We start from the raw sequence: 17,420 nt of genomic DNA, 5'->3' as shown, positions 1-17,420 counted from the left end.
CTTGTTTGAAGGATATCTCGAATTTTTCTTGCCCATAAAAAAGATCGCAGCCTCCGGCAGCTCCTTGAATCGATGGAGCTGCCGAAGGCTGCAATCTTTGACAGACGCCGCTTGCGATCAATTGCCCTCGGCAAACTCCCGCAACACCGCCCCATCCATGCGATAACGCACCCACTCTTCCTGCGGCTGGGCGCCGAGGGACTTGTAGAAGTCGATAGCTGACTTGTTCCATTCCAGCACGCTCCATTCGAAGCGGCCGCAGTCGTTGGCGCAGGCGACTTTTGCGAGGTGGCGCAGCAGTTGTTTGCCGGCGCCGCCACCGCGTTGTTCGGGGGTGATGTAGAGGTCTTCGAGGTACAGGCAGTTACTGCCCAACCAGGTCGAATAGCTGAAGAAAAACACCGCGAAGCCAATCGGCAAACCGTCGCGCAGACAGATCAGGCCATGGGCGGTAGCGCCTTCGCTGAACAGGCTGCGTTCGATGTCGGCGACACTGGCGATGACTTCATGCCGGGCGCGCTCGTAGTCGGCAAGCTCGGTGATGAACGCAAGAATTTGTGGCGCATCGCTGGGGGTGGCCGGACGGATTTCGATCGACATGGACGTGCCTTGTGAACAGTTGAAACCGCCATACTATGTCGGCGATCAGCGCTCGTCACATGTCACTTCAAAACTTAATCTACCGGCGGCGTCACAAAAGTGCTCCGCACAAAAGGAATGTTATGAGCCTCGCGGCCTTCGCCCCACTGCAAAACCTCGCCTCAACCTTGCTGCCCCACGCGCTGGATCCGTCCGAGGATGGCGCCCACGATCTGTCGCACTTGCAACGGGTGTGGCGCAACGTTCAGCGGATTCAAACCGAAGAAGGCGGTGACCTTGAAATGTTGCTGGCGGCCGTATTGCTGCACGACTGTGTGGCGGTGGAAAAAAACTCGCCGCTACGCGCTCAGGCCTCGCGGTTGGCGGCGGAAAAAGCCTCGTCGATCCTCAGCCAGCTGGATTGGCCCATGCATAAAAGCGCGGCAGTCGCTCACGCCATCGAAGCCCACAGTTTTTCAGCGAACATCGCACCGACCACACTTGAAGCAAAAATACTCCAGGATGCCGATCGCCTCGACTCCCTCGGCGTGCTCGGTGTTGCCCGCACGTTTTACATCGCCGGGCGAATGGGCAGCACGCTCTATGATCCGCAGGATCCCACGGCGACATCGCGTGAGTACGACGACAAACGCTTCTGCCTCGACCACTTCCAGACCAAGTTGTTGCACCTCGCCAATGGATTCCAGACGCCGACCGGCAAGCATTTGGCTCAGTTGCGTCATGAACGCCTGAAGCGTTTCATGGACGAATTCATCGAAGAAATCGGCTGACCGTCCAGCACGACACGGGGTCATTGCTCCGCCCGGAGCAATTTGTACCATTGCGCTTTGTAAACTACGGTTAGCCGCGACAGATCAAGCAGTCAATAGCATCTGTTCCACTTGAATCCGCTATCGACAGGTATAAGCATGAACATGGATGCGTCTACGCAATACCCGATTGTTTTGGTTCACGGCCTTTTCGGCTTCGATACGATTGCCGGTTATCCCTACTTCTTCGATATCAAGGAAGCCCTGGAATACGCGGGCGCCCGGGTGTTTGCCGTCAATATTCCAGCCGTCAACGGCAATGAGGAACGCGGTGAAAAACTGCTCGAACAGGTCAACCGCATTTTGCAGGAAACAGGCGCAGCCAGGGTCAACCTGATCGGCCATAGCCAAGGCCCCCTGGCGGCCCGCTACGTAGCAGCGCTGTACCCGGAAAAGGTCGCGTCGGTCACCTCTGTCAGTTGTCCCAATCACGGCTCCGAGATTGCCGACCAATTGCATAAGGCACTGACACCCGGAGAGTTGCCCGAAGCGTTCGCGCTGGCCTTGTTGAGCGCGGTCGGCACGTTCATTTCATTGATCAGCGGCCACCCGAAAAACCCGCAGGACCCTCAAGCAGCTTTCGAATCGCTGACCAGCGCAGGATTGGCTGAATTCAATCGCAAGTACCCGCAAGGGGTGCCGAAAGTCTGGGGCGGTGAAGGCAACGAAATTGAAAACGGCGTGTATTACTACTCCTGGAGCGGGATCCTGCAGAACTTCCAAACCCCGCAAATACTCGATCCAACCCATATCAACTGCATCGTGCTGTCGAAGTTATTTTATAAAGAGAAAGACGCCAACGACGGGCTGGTCGGCCGATACAGCTCGCACCTGGGGAAAGTGATTCGCTCGGATTACCCCATGGACCATTTTGACGCCGTCAATCAAATGGCCGGGATCACCAGCTGGAACGTGAGCCCGGTCAGTCTCTATGTGGAACATGCCGTTCGGCTCAAGAGCAAGGGCTTGTAAGCCCATCGGCCATGACCTGGTTTAAATACCGGGCCATTTTTCGCCGTACAGAAGCACTGCGCGTTACGGCTCAAGCCCGATAGGGAAAAACTCGCCACCGCTCCAGACACCCAACCAGAGCTGCCCATCGATTTCTCGGGTTACGGCCAGTTCGATCAGTTGATAAAACACGTTGCGATGGATCAGCGCTTCAAGGTTGGTGCGTACATGCACGTAAGGCGCGGGCTCCTGGGTCAGCGGATCAATCACCACCAGCAACGGATGCTCGGCACCCGCCTCGGCCTGCTCATCAACATTGGTGGTGAAGCGCAACAGCTGGGCTTCGCCCTCGCCTTCAACGTCCAGCGTCACGGCAATGAAGGGCGCGTCATCGACCTTGATCCCGACCTTCTCGACCGGAGTAATCAGGAAGTAATCATCGCCGTCGCGGCGAATGATGGTGGAGAACAGCTTGACCATCGGCTTGCGCCCGATCGGCGTGCCCAGGTAATACCAGGTACCGTCGCGGGCGATACGCATGTCGATATCGCCGCAGAAGTCAGGGTTCCACAAATGGACCGGTGGCAAGCCTTTGGACTTGGGGATTTGCCCCAACAGATCGTTAGCTTTTTGTGGACCATTCATGCTGCTCTCCTGGTGAATTACTGATCGCTCATGCCCAACAGGCTACGAGCGTATTGCGCAAGCGGCTGAGCGATCAAGTCCTCTGGCTTATTGTCGTGGAACGTCAGCAAACCGCCACGACTCTTGATTCGTGCAGTATCGATCAAATACTGGGTACTGGTCTCGATCAGCATGATCTGAATCACTCCACTGTCGATCCCCAGGCGATCCACGGCGCCCTGATCGATCAACTCATCCGAGTTGCCGATACGGTCGTCGGCCTTGGCAAAACGGGTGTAGAGCAGGTAATGCGCGCCAGCCGCACGCGCCTCCCCCATGGCGGTGTCGAGACCTTCCGGGGCGCGAGCACGGCGAACCATCGGGAAATATTCGATGAAGCCGTTGAAGGCCTCTTCAGCGACTACGTTCGGCCGCGGATAGGCACTGCCCGGCGGCGCAAAAGCGCCTTGAGCGATGTAGATAAACGAGTCCGGCTGAATGCGCAGATTATTCACACGACGGCTGTCGCTGTGATCGAGCAGACCAGAGTCGCTCATGTGGTAGCGAACCCCTTCGCCCATGTCGCTGACATTCATGCAGCCGCCAAGCGCCAAAATGGCCAGCAGCAAAACCAGGCTACGCATCCTATCCTCCAGAGGCCGGTGACGGAAAACCGTCGAATGTCCGCAGGATGCAGCTTCCGCGCCAGTCCTTGAGAACTTGAACATTTCCAGATTGAGAATGAGGACCTGTGGCGAGGGAGCTTGCTCCCGCTCGGCGGCGCAGCCGTCGTAATACAGGTAAATGCGGTATGCCCGACAGGTCGCGGGGGATATGTTTTCAGGGCCGCTTCGCGACCCAGCGGGAGCAAGCTCCCTCGCCACAGAGATTTATCAGCCGCCGATAATCTTCATGATTGTTGCGCCACCAGAGAACGCCACTTCCTGCTTGTCTCCCAGAGCTTTCACCAGTAGACGCTGGAGCGCCGGCAACGCTTGATGACGGGGCTTGTCCAGCAAGTCACCAACATAGTGGCGGTTACTCGACGACAGGCAGCCATGCAGCCAGCCAGTGGAGGACAATCGCAAGCGCGAGCATGTGCGGCAGAACGGCACGCTTTCATTGGCGATCACGCCGAAACAGCCGCGCCCCGGAATTTCGTAGCGCACTGCCGTGGCATCCACCGGCGCGTCGGCCTGCAGGTATTCATAACGCTCACCGATCAGGCTCAGCAACTGCTTGAGGCTGACAAACTGCTGCAGGAACGCGTTCGAATCGCTGGCCAGATGACCCATGCGCATCAACTCGATGAAGCGCAATTCATAACCGCGCTCCAGGCAATAATCGAGCAACGGCATCACTTGATCGAGGTTCTGCCCGCGCAGCGGCACCATGTTGACCTTGATCTTGATGCCCGCTGCGCGTGCCTGGTCCATGCCGTTGAGCACGGTCGCCAGATCGCCACCGCGCGCAATGCGGCGGAACGCATCGGCGTCCAGGGTATCGAGGGAAACGTTGATCCGCCGAATGCCGGCGTCCACCAGCAAGGGCAGTTTCTTCGCCAGCAGTTGACCATTGGTGGTCAGGCTGATGTCGGCAAGACCCATTTGCCCGACAGCCGTCATGAAGGTTTCCAGCTTCGGGCTCACCAGCGGCTCGCCACCGGTGATCCGCAAGCGCTCGATGCCCGCGGCTTCGATCAGGTAGGCAACGCCGCGCGCCATGGCCTCGGCCGACAGTTCATCCTGCGCAGCCACCAGACGCTTGCCATTGGGCACGCAATAGGTACAGGCGTAGTTGCAGGCGGAGGTCAGACTGACCCGCAAATTGCGGAACTGCCTGCCTTGTCGATCAACGATCATGGATCACTCCGGCGGAAGTAGATTCGGAAGCGCTAAAACTTGACTCACAAATCAAGTTTTAGCAATACCTAAGCCTGAGTATATTCCTGGGGCACTGCGCCATACAGAGAAAACATGGCGCAATAAGGCATCTGAATGGTTCAGCTGCTCGGCGTGTCGGTATCGCGCTTGCGCTTGTTGCCCATGCGCACGCCGATGTCCATCAGGAACTGGAAGAAACCTTCCTGATCTTCCAGCACGTTGCTCCAGAACGGCGAGTGATAGAGCGCGACAGCGCCATGCACCAGCGCCCAGGAAGCGCAGTAGTGGAAGTACGGCGGCACGTCTTCAAGCTTGCCTTCGCTGATGCGGCCCTTGATCAACAAGGTCAGGCGTTCGAAGTTGGAGGCGCGAATCTTGTGCAACTCCTCGACCATCTCCGGCACCTGATTGCCCTTGACCACCTTCTCTTCCAGGCGATCGAACAACCGGTAGCGTTGTGGATCGCGCATGCGGAATTCGAAGTAGGCCCGAGACAGGGCTTCCTTATCCTTATCGACATCGGCAGAGTGCAGCAGCTCGTTCAGGTCACGCTCGTAATCGAGCATCAGGCGCAGATAGATCTCTGCCTTGGACTTGAAATGCTTATAGATAGTGCCTTTGCCGATACCCACGGCATCAGCGATCATCTCGACGGTGACACTGTCTTCACCTTGTTCGAGGAACAGCTTGAGCGCGGTGTCGAGAATTTCTTGCTCGCGGCGACGAAACTCACGGACCTTACGAGGTTCTTTATGCATAAGAAAAGGTCTGTAGGGGTCAAAATACGAAGCCGCGTATTATGCCTAAATTGCGCCAAATTGCACGGATCATCCGACCATGACTATGTTTCTTGATGAATTTGTACAGGCTCCGGGCCTGCGTTATTTGAACCATGCGGCCGTTGCACCCTGGCCAAATCGCGCCGCCGCGGCGGTGACACGCTTCGCTCAAGAGAACGTTTTACTGGGCGCGCGGGACTATTCGGACTGGATGACACTTGAACAACGGCTGCGTGAACGGCTGATGCGCCTGCTTAACGCACCATCGACGGATGACGTAGCGCTGGTCAAAAATACTTCTGAAGCATTGTCTTTTGTCGCCTTCGGACTGCCATGGCAAAGCGGCGACCAGATCGTCATCAGCGACGAAGAATTCCCTTCCAATCGCATCGTCTGGGAAGCATTGGCGGCACAAGGCGTAGAAGTAGTGCAGGCCAGCCTCACAGGCGATGACCCGGAAGGCGCCCTGCTGGCCGCCTGCGGACCGCGCACCCGCTTGATGTCGGTGAGCGCGGTGCAATTTGCCAGCGGTCTGCGCCTCGACCTGCAACGTCTGGGTGCCGGCTGCAAACAACAGAACGTGTTGTTTTGCATCGATGCCATCCAGCAATTGGGGGCGCTGCCCTTCGACGTCCAGAGCTATCAATGCGACTTCGCCATGGCCGACGGTCACAAATGGCTGCTCGGACCAGAAGGCCTGGGGGTGTTCTATGTGCGCAGCGAACTGCGCGAACAACTGAAACTGCACGAATTCGGCTGGCACATGCTCGAGCACATGGGCGATTACACTCGCACCGAATGGGAACCGGCCAAGAGTGCGCGACGCTTTGAATGCGGCAGCCCGAACATGCTCGGAGCGATGGCGCTGGAAGCCAGCCTGTCGTTATTGGAAGAAGTCGGCATGGAGCAAGTCGCTGCACTGATCGCCGAGCGAGTGAAATGGCTGCAGGACGGCCTGAGCGCAATCCCCGGCGTCATACTGCATAGCCCGCTGAATCCGGCCCGACGCGGGGGGATCTTTTCGTTCAGTATCGATGGCATCGATAATCAGACCGTTTACGAGGCCCTGACAGCCCAGCAGGTGGTCTGCATCCCGCGCGGTCCAGGCGTTCGTTTTTCACCGCATTTCTACACCGAAAAGCGCGTGATCGACGAAACTGTCGCCATTGTCGCGTCGATCGCCAGGCAGTGAGAACTCAAGCGAAGCGCCTGTATTCCAAATATGTTTAAGAAACAGTCGGGACAAACTGGACTCAGCGCAATAGTGATCAATACTTGAACTGTCGGCGTGACATCTCCCCCAAGTGCTGCGCCGATGAAGGTACCAAAGGACCGCGTACCTTTGTTTTACTCCTAATGGTCTTAACCCGGATTCACCCCCCAGAACCCGGGTTTTTTTTGCCTGCGATTTGAGGTTCTAAACCTTTTATTGCGGCGAGTGGGCTTGCCCGCGCCGGACTGCGAAGCGGCCCAAGCTCTCCCCCGGGAACTGTCAGATAGAACGCAACGCCCTGACTACGGCTGCTTCGCAGCCGAACGGGGCGGTGCGGCGTTCCGACAAGCCCCTCGCCACAGATTGCCCTGCTCAGGAATGCCTGACGTGCGCCAACGGAAACAGCCGCTTGAAGTTCTCCGTGGTCTGCTCGGCAAAGCGCTCGTAGGATTCGCCGCGCAACATGGCCAGGAACTCCGCCACATCCCGCACGTACTGCGGAAGGTTCGGCTTGCCACGATGAGGAATCGGCGCCAGGTACGGCGAATCGGTCTCCACCAGCAGTCGGTCCGCCGGCACTTGCCTGGCCACATCGCGCAAGGCGTCGGCATTGCGGAACGTCACGATCCCCGACAACGAAATATAGAACCCCAGATCCAGCGCGGCCTTGGCCATGTCCCAGTCTTCAGTGAAGCAATGCAACACCCCGGCCTGTGGCAATGCCGCCTCACGCAATAACCTCAGCGTATCGGCGCGGGCGCCGCGGGTATGGACAATCACCGGCTTGCCGGTCTGCCGGGCTGCTTGCAGGTGCAAACGGAAGGACTCCTGCTGCAACTCGGCCGCTTCCGGCTCGTAGTGATAGTCCAGACCGGTTTCGCCGATTGCCACCACTCGCGGGTGATTGAGCTCCCGCAGCAGCCAGTCCAGCGCTGGTGCGGCACCCGGCTGAACATCCAGCGGGTGCACGCCCACCGAACAATCGACGTCGTCGTAACGCTCGGCAAGAGCCTTGACGTCCTTGGCGTTGTCGACACTGACGCCGATACAAAGAAAGTGCCCTACCCCGCGCTGACGAGCAGCGGCAAGCGCAGCATCCAGCGAGCCGTCGTGTGCGGCGAGGTCGAGACGATCAAGGTGACAATGGGAATCTACGAGCATAAAAGACTGCAACTACATCGTATGAGTGGGACGGTCGGACTTCAGGGCTCCGACCAGGTAGGTTTCGATTCGGCTTCGGGCGGTGTCGTCGCCCTCATTGAACTGCACGCCGACACCGGCGGCGCGATTACCCTGTGCACCTTTGGGGGTAATCCAGGTCACTGTACCGGCCACCGGAATTTTTTCCGGTTCATCCATCAAGTGCAGCAGCATGAATACCTCGTCGCCCAACTTGTAGCTTTTGTTGGTCGGGATAAACAGACCGCCGTTCTTGATGAACGGCATGTAGGCCGCATAAAGCACGGATTTGTCCTTGATGATCAGGGACAGGATGCCGTTACGCGGGCCCGGACTGACGAGTTCATTCATGCTGACCTCCATGGCTGATGATCAGAGTCTAGGCGCAGACGCTCACTTCTGGGCAGGCAAGGACACCCATTGCACCAACAGCGCTTCCAGCAACAATGCCGGATTGAGGTTGGCCTTGCTCATCACTTTCTGCCGCTGGGCGAGAATCCAGTCCTGAATATTCAAGACTTTTTCCTGGGCGGCTTTCTGCGCAAGGTACTGAATCACTTTGCGCATGTCCGCCAGGCCAAGCCCGGCTTCGTCCTGAGTCAGCTGATAACGCAGAATCAGGCTCGACCAGTCGCAGAACCAGTCGAACAGCTGCAACATCGGAATGGATTTCCACTCTTCGGCCAGCTGCGTTGGTGACTGTTGCTGCTTGAGCAACTTCTTCACGCCCTCGACGACCAGCGCACGCTGCTCACGTACGCCCTGCCCTTGCAGCTTGACCGCCGCCAGCGGCGAACCTGCGGCCAGGGTCAACAGTTCGACACGCTCTTCTTCCGTGCAATCGGGCAAGGCCTTGGCCAGCCATTGCAGGCTCATGGCTTCACTCGGCAACGGACAGGCCTGTTGCACGCAACGACTCTTGATGGTCGGCAGCAGACGGCTGGTCTGGTGGCTGACCAGCAGCAACACGGTATCGCCCGAGGGTTCTTCGAGGCTTTTCAGCAAGGCGTTGGCGGCATTGATGTTCATCGATTCGGTGGGCTCGATCAGCACGACTTTGCGCCCACCCATCTGCGCGGTCTGGACCACGAAGCTGACCAGATCACGCACCTGATCGACCTTGATCGCCTTGTCGGCCTCTTCAGGTTCCAGGATGTAGTTGTCGGGGTGGCTGCCAGCCTTGAGCAGCAGGCAGGATTTGCACTCGCCGCAGGCGCCCTCTGCGGTTGGACGCTGGCAGAGCAAACTGGCCATCAGCCGCTCGGCCAGCGCACGCTTGCCGATCCCGGCCGGGCCATGCAGCAAATAGGCGTGGGCGTGCTGGGCTCGACCGGCCAATTGCTGCCAAAGGCTGTCTTGCCACGGATAGGCTTCAGCCACGGGCCAACTCCAGCAGACGCGGCAGCAAGGCATCCAGCGACTGCTGAACCTGCGCCAACGGCTGCGAGGCGTCCACCAACAGGTAACGCGCCGGATCAGCCTCGGCACGCTTCAGGAACGCGCTGCGCACTGCCTCGAAAAACACTCGCCCCTCAAGCTCGAAACGGTCCAGCCGACCGCGAGCACTGGCACGCGCCATGCCGATTTCAATCGGCAAGTCGAACACCAGCGTCAGGTCCGGGCGCAGATCGCCTTGAACGAAACTTTCCAGGGTCGCGATGCGCTCAAGCGACAATCCGCGACCACCGCCCTGATAGGCGTAAGTCGAATCGGTAAAGCGGTCGCACAACACCACCGCGCCCCGCACCAGCGCCGGACGAATGACCTCGGACAGATGCTGCGCTCGCGCTGCAAACACCAGCAACAGCTCGGTATCCGGGTTCATGACCTCATCGACCGGAGCCAGCAGCACGTCGCGGATCCGCTCGGCCAGCGGCGTGCCGCCAGGCTCGCGAGTCAACACGACTTCGATCCCCTTGGCGCGCAGACGCTCGGCCAGGTATTCACGATTGGTGCTCTTGCCCGCACCTTCCGGGCCTTCCAGAGTAATAAACAAGCCAGTCACAGGCAGTCCTTAGTCAGAGTCATTGCGGGCTTTGCGGCTCATCGGCACTCGGTGCCGGAGCGGCAGCTGGAGACGGTTGCGATGACGGCAGTTGCGGTGTCGCCTCTGGAGCCGTGGCGGGCGACGCCGGAGGAGTCGCTGCCTGCACATCAGGCGCCGCAGCCCCGTTGGCCGGTGCCGGACTGGAACGGTAATCCGCGCGACGCTTGATCTGAAACTCGCGCACAGCGCTGTTGTGGGCATCCAAGTCATCGGAGAACACATGGCTGCCATCACCACGCGCCACGAAATACAAACTGCTGCCGGACACCGGATTCAGCGCCGCATGAATCGCCTCACGACCGACCATGGCAATCGGCGTTGGCGGCAACCCAGCGTTCATATAGGTATTGTAGGGCGTCGGCTCTTTCAGGTGGGCGCGGGTCAATTTACCGTTGTAGCGATCACCCAGGCCATAGATCACCGTCGGATCGGTTTGCAGCAACATGCCGATCTGCATGCGCCGCACGAACACTCCGGCAATCTGCCCTCGCTCTTGCGGCACACCGGTTTCCTTCTCGACCAGCGAGGCCATGATCAGCGCCTGATAGGGTTCGGTATAGGGGGCGTCGGGGGAGCGCTTGCTCCACTCTTTTGCGAGGACATCGTCGAGGCGCTCGTATGCTTTTTCCAGCAGCTCGGCGTCCGTCATGCCCCGCACAAAACGATAGGTGTCCGGGAAAAACCGGCCCTCCGGAAACACTCCGGCGTGACCGAGCTTGCCCATCACATCGCTGTCACTCAGCCCCGCAAGGGTTTGTTCGAGCTTGTCATTTTTTGCCAGCGCCGCACGGACCTGATGGAAGTTCCAGCCCTCGACCAGCGTCAGGCTGTACTGAACCACTTCACCGCGCTGCCAAAGACCGATCAAGCCCTGTGCGCTCATACCCGGCAGCATGCGGTATTCACCGCTGTGCAGCGGCTGCGCGGCAAGGTTCAAGCGCCAGTACAGGCGCAGCCAAAAGGCGTCCTGAAGCACACCGTCGGTTTCAAGGCGATTGAAGGTCCCGGACGGTGTCGCGCCGCTCGGTACATCCAGTAACTCTTCCTGAGTAATATTGAGTGGCTGCTCCAGCGCCGAGTTGATCTTCCAGGCCGAAGCGCCCAGCAGTAGCCCTGCCAGAACCAGTCCGGTTTCCAGCAGCAGCAAGAATTTACGTCTCACGAATCAAGCATCCAGTAGCGCGCGGGCAATGCCTTGCAGTTTACGGGTGAGCGACCCAACCGGCCAGCTCAGTGCAGAATAAGCGCGTACCGGCCAGATGCCGTACACGCTATTGCAGACGAAAACTTCATCAGCCTGTTGCAGCTGATCAAGGCTGATGTCAGTGACATGCGTGACAATCCCCAACCTCTCGGCCTGGGACAAGAGTTCGGCGCGCATCACTCCGGCAACGCCGCAACGACTCAGATCAGCCGTCTGCAACACGCCATCACGCACCAGGAACACATTGCTGAAAACACCCTCGATCACCCGCCCCTGAAGATCCAGCATCAAACCTTCGGCGTGTTCGGTATCCTGCCATTCGGAACGGGCAATAACTTGTTCGAGACGATTGAGGTGCTTGAGGCCGGCCAGTAGCGGCTGCTCGGAAAGTCGGGTGGTGCAGGGAAACAGCCGAATACCTTGCTGCGCGTGCACAGCTGGATAAGCGACAGGAGGATTGCCTTGCAGAATACGGCGCGGCGACACCGAAGGATCGGCCGCGTAACCACGCTGGCTGTCGCCACGGGTCAGCATCAGCTTGAGCACGCCTTCGCCAAGGGCGGCGGCGTACGTCACTAGCTCACTGCGAATCAATGCATGATCCGCGTTAATCGCCAAACGCGAGCAGCCATCGGCCAGACGACTCAAATGCCGATCCAGCAGCAATGGCCGCCCACCCTTGACCGCGATGGTCTCGAACAGACCATCGCCATACGCCAAGCCGCGGTCTTTTAGCGACAGTGCGTCAGCCGGCTGACCGTCGACCCAGCTTTCCATCAATCGGCGAACCGGCGGAACACCAGCGAGCCATTGGTACCGCCAAAACCGAACGAGTTGGACAGCACCACATCGATCTTGGTGTCGCGCGCCGTGTGTGGCACAAAGTCGAGGTCGCAACCTTCATCCGGCTCATCGAGGTTGATGGTCGGTGGGGCCACCTGGCCGTTGATTGCCAGCACACTGAAAATCGCTTCGACCGCGCCCGCCGCACCCAACAGGTGACCGGTCATGGACTTGGTCGAGCTGACCGCCAGCTTGTAGGCGTGATCGCCAAACACCGATTTGATGGCGCAGACTTCGGCGAGGTCGCCGGCCGAGGTCGACGTACCATGGGCGTTGATGTACTGGATCTGGTCGACGTTCAGTTTGGCGTCACGCAGCGCGTTGACGATGCAACGTGCGGCGCCTGCGCCATCGGCCGGCGGCGAGGTCATGTGGTACGCATCGCCACTCATGCCAAAGCCAATCAGCTCGGCGTAAATGGTCGCACCACGCGCCTTCGCGTGCTCCAGCTCTTCAAGCACCAACGCACCGGCACCGTCGGACAACACGAAGCCATCACGGCCCTTGTCCCATGGACGGCTGGCGCGGGTCGGCTCGTCATTGCGGGTCGACAACGCACGAGCAGCACCAAAGCCACCCATGCCAAGACCGCAAGCAGCCATCTCGGCACCACCGGCAATCATCACGTCGGCTTCGCCGTAGGCGATATTGCGCGCCGCCATACCGATGCAGTGCGTACCGGTGGTACACGCTGTCGAAATGGCATAGTTAGGCCCCTGCGCACCCAGATGGATGGACAGGAAACCGGAAATCATATTGATGATCGAGCCCGGCACGAAAAACGGAGAAATCCGCCGTGGCCCCGAATCATGCAGCGTGCGGCTGGTTTCTTCGATATTGGTCAGACCGCCAATACCCGAGCCCATGGCCACGCCGATGCGTTCACGATTGGCGTCGGTGACTTCCAGGCCAGCGTTACGCACCGCCTGAAAACCTGCTGCCAGACCGTATTGAATGAACAGGTCGAGTTTGCGAGCTTCCTTGACCGACAGGTATTCCTCGACATTGAAGCCCTTTACCGAGCCGCCAAAACGGGTGGAATAGGCAGAAAGGTCGGTGTGTTCGATCAGACCAATGCCACTGCGGCCAGCCAGAATGCCCTGCCAGCTGCTCGGCACATCCGTGCCCAGTGGCGATAACATACCCATACCGGTGACTACGACGCGTCTACGCGACACAGCACTCTCCTTTTTTCAAATGACGACGTTGCATCAGGCCTAAAGGAAAAAACCGCACGCCGTGATGGCAGTGCGGTTTTTCCATGACAGCTAACAACGGCTACAAACTATTACGCCTGATGGCTAGTAACGTAGTCGATGGCAGCTTGTACAGTAGTGATCTTCTCAGCTTCTTCGTCAGGAATTTCGGTCTCGAATTCCTCTTCCAGAGCCATCACCAGCTCAACGGTGTCAAGGGAGTCGGCACCCAGGTCTTCAACGAAGGAAGCAGTGTTCACAACTTCTTCTTCTTTAACGCCCAGTTGCTCAGCAACGATTTTCTTGACGCGCTCTTCGATGGTGCTCATACCTTGTTTTCACTCCTAATGGACAAATTCAGGCAGCTGGCCAGTGGGTAAGTGTATAGAAAGGCTTTTCAGTTTTTCAACTGAAAGCTTCACTCCTCAAACCCTGACGACCCTCTGCCTATAAATAGATTGCAGCTTTATAACGGATTTTAGACAGCTCGTATGACATTTTTTTGAAGCAATCCGTCACATTTGAATTACATGTACATCCCGCCGTTCACCGGGATTGTAGCCCCAGTAACGTAAGCCGCACCGTCCGACGCAAGAAAAGCGACCACGGACGCGATCTCTTGAGCTTGCCCCAGACGGCCCAGCGGAATTTGCGCCTGCAAGGCTTCACGCTGCGCCTCTGGCAGTTCGCGGGTCATATCGGTATCGATAAACCCAGGGGCCACCGAGTTGACCGTAATCGAGCGCGAACCCACTTCACGCGCCAGAGCGCGGCTGAAACCTTCCAGACCTGCCTTGGCGGCTGCATAGTTTACTTGGCCTGCGTTGCCCATGGCACCCACAACCGAACCAATACTGATAATTCGACCCCAACGCGCCTTGGTCATGCCACGCAAAACACCCTTGGACAAACGAAACAGGCTGTTCAGATTGGTATCGACGACATCATGCCACTCGTCATCTTTCATGCGCATCATCAGGTTATCGCGGGTGATGCCGGCATTATTCACCAGAATCGCCGGCGCACCGAACTGCTCCTGAATGCTCGCCAGCACAGCCGCTACGGACTCGTCGCTGGTGACATTGAGCTCAAGACCGGTGCCTTGAATGCCGTTTTCTTTCAGGGTTGCCGCAATGCGCTCAGCGCCCGAAGCGGAAGTCGCGGTACCCACCACGATAGCGCCCTGACGACCCAGTTCCAGTGCGATAGCCTGGCCAATACCACGGCTGGCGCCGGTAACCAGTGCAACTTTACCTTGCAGACTCATGCAGGCTTCTCCTAAGTTCAGGCCAACGCTGCACGAGCAGCAGCGAAAGCATCCGGGGTGTTCAGGTTAGAGGTCGACACGCCTTCGGCGCAGCGCTTGTTCAGGCCGGCCAGGACTTTGCCCGGACCGCACTCAACCAGTTGAGTAGCACCTTTGGCGGCCAGCGCCTGGACCGACTCAACCCAGCGAACCGGCTTGTAGAGCTGCTCAAGCAGATCACGCGTGAGGGTTTCCAGGTCCGGCGCCACATCAGCGCTGACATTCTGCACCAACGGGATTTGCGGAGCCTGCCAGTTGATCGCAGCGATCGACTCGGCAAAGCGCTCGGCAGCCGGGCGCATCAGTTCGCAGTGCGACGGCACGCTGACCGGCAATGGCATGGCGCGCTTGGCACCACGCACCTTGCAGCCTTCGATGGCGCGCTCGACAGCCGCCTTGGCACCGGCAATCACCACTTGGCCCGGCGAGTTGAAGTTGACCGCGCTGACGACTTCGCCTTGCGCCGCTTCGGCACAGGCAGCCAGCACATCAGCGTCGTCCAGGCCGAGAATGGCGGCCATACCGCCCTGCCCGGCCGGCACCGCTTCCTGCATCAGCTGACCGCGACGCTCTACCAGCTTCACCGCGTCACCCAGACTCAGGCTGCCGGCCGCGACCAGCGCGCTGTATTCACCCAGGCTATGACCGGCGACGTAAGCCGGACGCGCGCCACCCTCAGCCAGCCACAGACGCCACAGGGCAATCGAAGCGGTGAGAATCGCCGGTTGGGTTTTGTCGGTTTGATTGAGCTGCTCTTCCGGCCCTTGCTGGGTCAGTGCCCACAGGTCGTAACCCAGAGCATCGGAAGCTTCTTTGAAAGTGTCGAGGATCAACGGATGTTGCGCGCCCAACTCGGCCAGCATGCCGAGGGACTGCGAACCCTGTCCTGGAAAGACGAATGCGAGGGAAGCAGACATGTAACAAGCCCCTAATGATCTTGTCGTCGGAGAATTGACGTCCTGTACTGCTGGACGCAAGAAACTGACAGTTGGATGGCTAATTGAACTGAGCGGTCACATTTAAGCATTGTCGAGCGAAAATGCCTAAAGCAACAAATCTTCGAGACGACCGTGAAGGCGCTGCGGCAGGTTCTCCTGAATCTCGATCAAAGCGCGCTGAATGGCACTCTGAAAGCCCTGCACACCCGCCGAACCGTGACTTTTAACAACGATCCCCTGCAAACCGAGGAAGCTTGCGCCATTATGTCGCGCAGGCGCCAGATCAGCCTGCAAGCGCTTCATCAGCGGCAACGCCAGAGCCCCGACCATTCTCGAGGCCAGGTTTTGCTTGAACAACGCCTCGATCCGCCCGGCGATCATGGTCGCCAACCCTTCGCTGGATTTGAGCAGGATATTGCCGACAAAACCGTCGCAAACCACCACGTCAGCCTCGCCGCGGTACACGCCATCCCCCTCGACGAAGCCAATGTAATTGAGCCCGCGAGCGTTTTGCAGCAGCGTGGCCGCCAGCTTGACCTGTTGATTACCCTTGATGTCTTCGGTGCCGATGTTCAGCAATGCGACCTTCGGGCGAGCAATGCCCAAGGTTTCAGCCGCCACAGAGCCCATCACCGCGAACTGGAACAGGTGCTCGGCACTGCAATCGACATTCGCCCCCAGATCGAGCAACTGGCAATAACCACGTTGCGTCGGGATCGCCGCCACCATCGCCGGTCGATCGATACCCGGCAAGGTCTTGAGCACATAACGCGACAACGCCATCAGCGCACCGGTGTTGCCAGCACTGACGCAGGCCTGAACCTTGCCATCGCGCAACAACTCAAGCGCAACCCGCATCGAGGAGTCCGGTTTGCCACGCAGGGCCTGGGAAGGCTTTTCGTCCATGCCAATCACGTCGCTGGCCGGCACAATCGTCAGGCGCGCGCGATCCACAGCCGACTGGCTGGCGATCAATTCTTCTAAAAGGGAGGGTTGACCGACGAGGGTCAGGTGCAGCGAGGGCGTAGCAGACAGACAAGCAAGGCTGGCCTGAACAATGCTGCGGGGACCGAAGTCCCCGCCCATTGCGTCAATCGCGATGACTTGAGCGGACAAGGATTACTCGTCAGCGCCCTTGTCGATCACTTTACGGCCACGGTATACGCCTTCTGGCGATACGTGGTGACGCAGGTGAACTTCACCAGTGGTCTTTTCTACGGACAGGGTGCTTGCCTCGAGAGCATCGTGCGAACGACGCATGTCACGGGCGGAGCGGGATTTTTTGTTCTGCTGAACAGCCATAATTGATTAACTCCTAAACGTTTGGGTCACGCTTTAACTGCGCCAATACACTGAACGGGTTGGACCGCGTTACCTCGTCCTCGCTCGGTTCGGGCTCATCGAGACCCGCCGGCTGCTGGCATTCTTCCGGATGATGAGCAGGCACAATGGGCAAGGCGAGCAGAAGCTCCTCCTCGATCAGTGACTGCAGATCCAAAGGATCTTCGCCCAGTTCCAGCACGTCATAACCTTTCGGCAACGACTGGGTATTCGCACCCTCCTTCACCACAGCATAACTGCATTCGCTGTGAATCGGCAGGGTGACCAGCTCAAGACAACGCTGGCAAACCATTTTGACCTCAGTGTCGATAAAGCTGTGGATGACCACAGATTTACGTTCATCTCGCTCAAAAACGAATTTAGCCTGCACCGTACCGACAGTGTCGGAAAGCGGGTCGCAGAGTCTCTCCAAATCGGCCAGCAGCATTTCACCTTGAAGGGTGGTGCCACGATCAGCCAATTTGCGCGGGTCAACGTGAGGTGGAATCGGGTCATTCAACATAGGCG

General features: G+C 58.6%; 21 protein-coding genes. 3 read left to right on the top strand and 18 right to left on the bottom strand.

Annotated elements, in window-relative coordinates; translation table 11 throughout:
- Positions 1 to 117: 117 nt before the first annotated feature.
- Positions 118 to 600, bottom strand: coding sequence for a GNAT family N-acetyltransferase (locus HK44_RS03450; protein WP_019689370.1), 483 nt, complete (start codon positions 598 to 600; stop codon positions 118 to 120).
- 122 nt (positions 601 to 722) lie between these two features.
- Here HK44_RS03450 and HK44_RS03445 point away from each other — a divergent pair, with 122 nt between their 5' ends.
- Together HK44_RS03445 and HK44_RS03440 are read left to right on the top strand one after the other, a co-directional pair.
- Positions 723 to 1,370 carry an HD domain-containing protein gene (locus tag HK44_RS03445; RefSeq protein WP_019689369.1) on the top strand — a complete coding sequence of 216 codons (648 nt, stop codon included), beginning with the start codon at positions 723 to 725 and terminating at the stop codon, positions 1,368 to 1,370.
- 138 nt (positions 1,371 to 1,508) lie between these two features.
- Positions 1,509 to 2,381 carry an esterase/lipase family protein gene (locus HK44_RS03440; protein ID WP_019689368.1) on the top strand — a complete coding sequence of 291 codons (873 nt, stop codon included), beginning with the start codon at positions 1,509 to 1,511 and terminating at the stop codon, positions 2,379 to 2,381.
- Positions 2,382 to 2,444: 63 nt separating this feature from the next.
- On the opposite strand, the gene HK44_RS03435 is transcribed toward HK44_RS03440, so the two are convergent.
- The 4 genes from HK44_RS03435 to HK44_RS03420 form a co-directional block, all read right to left on the bottom strand.
- Positions 2,445 to 3,005, bottom strand: a complete 561-nt coding sequence (locus tag HK44_RS03435; protein WP_019689367.1) for a DUF1285 domain-containing protein — start codon at positions 3,003 to 3,005, stop codon at positions 2,445 to 2,447.
- A gap of 17 nt (positions 3,006 to 3,022) precedes the next feature.
- A complete protein-coding gene (locus tag HK44_RS03430; protein ID WP_019689366.1) occupies positions 3,023 to 3,628 on the bottom strand; it encodes a DUF4823 domain-containing protein in 606 nt (201 codons plus the stop codon).
- A 249-nt stretch (positions 3,629 to 3,877) separates the two neighbouring features.
- Positions 3,878 to 4,846, bottom strand: coding sequence for a GTP 3',8-cyclase MoaA (locus HK44_RS03425; protein WP_019689365.1), 969 nt, complete (start codon positions 4,844 to 4,846; stop codon positions 3,878 to 3,880).
- Positions 4,847 to 4,986: 140 nt separating this feature from the next.
- Positions 4,987 to 5,625 carry a TetR/AcrR family transcriptional regulator gene (locus HK44_RS03420; RefSeq protein WP_019689364.1) on the bottom strand — a complete coding sequence of 213 codons (639 nt, stop codon included), beginning with the start codon at positions 5,623 to 5,625 and terminating at the stop codon, positions 4,987 to 4,989.
- A 79-nt stretch (positions 5,626 to 5,704) separates the two neighbouring features.
- Between HK44_RS03420 and HK44_RS03415 the strand changes: the two genes are divergently transcribed.
- Positions 5,705 to 6,838 (top strand): aminotransferase class V-fold PLP-dependent enzyme, encoded by a 1,134-nt coding sequence (locus HK44_RS03415; RefSeq protein WP_019689363.1) that lies wholly within the window; start codon positions 5,705 to 5,707, stop codon positions 6,836 to 6,838.
- Between the two features lie 393 nt (positions 6,839 to 7,231).
- On the opposite strand, the gene HK44_RS03410 is transcribed toward HK44_RS03415, so the two are convergent.
- From HK44_RS03410 to HK44_RS03350, 13 genes are all read right to left on the bottom strand, one after another.
- A complete protein-coding gene (locus HK44_RS03410; RefSeq protein WP_019689362.1) occupies positions 7,232 to 8,020 on the bottom strand; it encodes a TatD family hydrolase in 789 nt (262 codons plus the stop codon).
- A 12-nt stretch (positions 8,021 to 8,032) separates the two neighbouring features.
- Positions 8,033 to 8,389, bottom strand: coding sequence for a PilZ domain-containing protein (locus HK44_RS03405; protein WP_019689361.1), 357 nt, complete (start codon positions 8,387 to 8,389; stop codon positions 8,033 to 8,035).
- A gap of 42 nt (positions 8,390 to 8,431) precedes the next feature.
- A complete protein-coding gene (locus tag HK44_RS03400; protein WP_019689360.1) occupies positions 8,432 to 9,418 on the bottom strand; it encodes a DNA polymerase III subunit delta' in 987 nt (328 codons plus the stop codon).
- A complete protein-coding gene (gene tmk, locus HK44_RS03395) occupies positions 9,411 to 10,043 on the bottom strand; it encodes a dTMP kinase (protein ID WP_019689359.1) in 633 nt (210 codons plus the stop codon). The genes HK44_RS03400 and tmk overlap by 8 nt, the downstream gene beginning before the upstream one ends.
- 19 nt (positions 10,044 to 10,062) lie before the next feature.
- Complete coding sequence (mltG, locus tag HK44_RS03390) at positions 10,063 to 11,247, bottom strand: endolytic transglycosylase MltG (RefSeq protein ID WP_019689358.1); 1,185 nt, start codon at positions 11,245 to 11,247, stop codon at positions 10,063 to 10,065.
- A gap of 3 nt (positions 11,248 to 11,250) precedes the next feature.
- A complete protein-coding gene (pabC, locus tag HK44_RS03385) occupies positions 11,251 to 12,066 on the bottom strand; it encodes an aminodeoxychorismate lyase (RefSeq protein ID WP_019689357.1) in 816 nt (271 codons plus the stop codon).
- A complete protein-coding gene (fabF, locus tag HK44_RS03380) occupies positions 12,066 to 13,310 on the bottom strand; it encodes a beta-ketoacyl-ACP synthase II (RefSeq protein WP_019689356.1) in 1,245 nt (414 codons plus the stop codon). The genes pabC and fabF overlap by 1 nt, the downstream gene beginning before the upstream one ends.
- A gap of 110 nt (positions 13,311 to 13,420) precedes the next feature.
- Positions 13,421 to 13,657: an acyl carrier protein gene (gene acpP, locus HK44_RS03375; protein WP_003175607.1), complete on the bottom strand. Its 237-nt coding sequence runs from the start codon at positions 13,655 to 13,657 to the stop codon at positions 13,421 to 13,423.
- Between the two features lie 197 nt (positions 13,658 to 13,854).
- Positions 13,855 to 14,595, bottom strand: coding sequence for a 3-oxoacyl-ACP reductase FabG (gene fabG / locus HK44_RS03370; RefSeq protein WP_019689355.1), 741 nt, complete (start codon positions 14,593 to 14,595; stop codon positions 13,855 to 13,857).
- Positions 14,596 to 14,612: 17 nt separating this feature from the next.
- The gene (fabD, locus tag HK44_RS03365) at positions 14,613 to 15,551 is read right to left on the bottom strand and encodes an ACP S-malonyltransferase (protein ID WP_019689354.1); all 939 of its coding nucleotides are present in this window, start codon (positions 15,549 to 15,551) and stop codon (positions 14,613 to 14,615) included.
- 126 nt (positions 15,552 to 15,677) lie between these two features.
- Positions 15,678 to 16,688, bottom strand: a complete 1,011-nt coding sequence (gene plsX / locus HK44_RS03360; protein WP_019689353.1) for a phosphate acyltransferase PlsX — start codon at positions 16,686 to 16,688, stop codon at positions 15,678 to 15,680.
- Between the two features lie 3 nt (positions 16,689 to 16,691).
- Positions 16,692 to 16,874 carry a 50S ribosomal protein L32 gene (gene rpmF, locus HK44_RS03355; protein ID WP_003179396.1) on the bottom strand — a complete coding sequence of 61 codons (183 nt, stop codon included), beginning with the start codon at positions 16,872 to 16,874 and terminating at the stop codon, positions 16,692 to 16,694.
- 13 nt (positions 16,875 to 16,887) lie between these two features.
- Positions 16,888 to 17,415: a YceD family protein gene (locus HK44_RS03350; protein ID WP_008152342.1), complete on the bottom strand. Its 528-nt coding sequence runs from the start codon at positions 17,413 to 17,415 to the stop codon at positions 16,888 to 16,890.
- Positions 17,416 to 17,420: the final 5 nt, after the last annotated feature.

The organism is Pseudomonas fluorescens HK44, assembly GCF_000217955.3.
Classification (GTDB): Bacteria; Pseudomonadota; Gammaproteobacteria; order Pseudomonadales; family Pseudomonadaceae; genus Aquipseudomonas; species Aquipseudomonas fluorescens_AQ.
This window is presented reverse-complemented; position numbering and strand designations above follow the sequence as displayed.

Coding starts and splice junctions, on each gene's coding strand:
- HK44_RS03420 (WP_019689364.1), bottom strand. CDS start 5,625: ATGCATAAAGAACCTCGTAAGGTCCGTGAGTTTCGTCGCCGCGAGCAA.
- HK44_RS03440 (WP_019689368.1), top strand. CDS start 1,509: ATGAACATGGATGCGTCTACGCAATACCCGATTGTTTTGGTTCACGGC.
- HK44_RS03405 (WP_019689361.1), bottom strand. CDS start 8,389: ATGAATGAACTCGTCAGTCCGGGCCCGCGTAACGGCATCCTGTCCCTG.
- rpmF (WP_003179396.1), bottom strand. CDS start 16,874: ATGGCTGTTCAGCAGAACAAAAAATCCCGCTCCGCCCGTGACATGCGT.
- HK44_RS03445 (WP_019689369.1), top strand. CDS start 723: ATGAGCCTCGCGGCCTTCGCCCCACTGCAAAACCTCGCCTCAACCTTG.
- acpP (WP_003175607.1), bottom strand. CDS start 13,657: ATGAGCACCATCGAAGAGCGCGTCAAGAAAATCGTTGCTGAGCAACTG.
- HK44_RS03435 (WP_019689367.1), bottom strand. CDS start 3,005: ATGAATGGTCCACAAAAAGCTAACGATCTGTTGGGGCAAATCCCCAAG.
- fabD (WP_019689354.1), bottom strand. CDS start 15,551: ATGTCTGCTTCCCTCGCATTCGTCTTTCCAGGACAGGGTTCGCAGTCC.
- HK44_RS03350 (WP_008152342.1), bottom strand. CDS start 17,415: ATGTTGAATGACCCGATTCCACCTCACGTTGACCCGCGCAAATTGGCT.
- fabG (WP_019689355.1), bottom strand. CDS start 14,595: ATGAGTCTGCAAGGTAAAGTTGCACTGGTTACCGGCGCCAGCCGTGGT.
- HK44_RS03430 (WP_019689366.1), bottom strand. CDS start 3,628: ATGCGTAGCCTGGTTTTGCTGCTGGCCATTTTGGCGCTTGGCGGCTGC.
- HK44_RS03450 (WP_019689370.1), bottom strand. CDS start 600: ATGTCGATCGAAATCCGTCCGGCCACCCCCAGCGATGCGCCACAAATT.
- HK44_RS03425 (WP_019689365.1), bottom strand. CDS start 4,846: ATGATCGTTGATCGACAAGGCAGGCAGTTCCGCAATTTGCGGGTCAGT.
- HK44_RS03415 (WP_019689363.1), top strand. CDS start 5,705: ATGACTATGTTTCTTGATGAATTTGTACAGGCTCCGGGCCTGCGTTAT.
- pabC (WP_019689357.1), bottom strand. CDS start 12,066: ATGGAAAGCTGGGTCGACGGTCAGCCGGCTGACGCACTGTCGCTAAAA.
- HK44_RS03410 (WP_019689362.1), bottom strand. CDS start 8,020: ATGCTCGTAGATTCCCATTGTCACCTTGATCGTCTCGACCTCGCCGCA.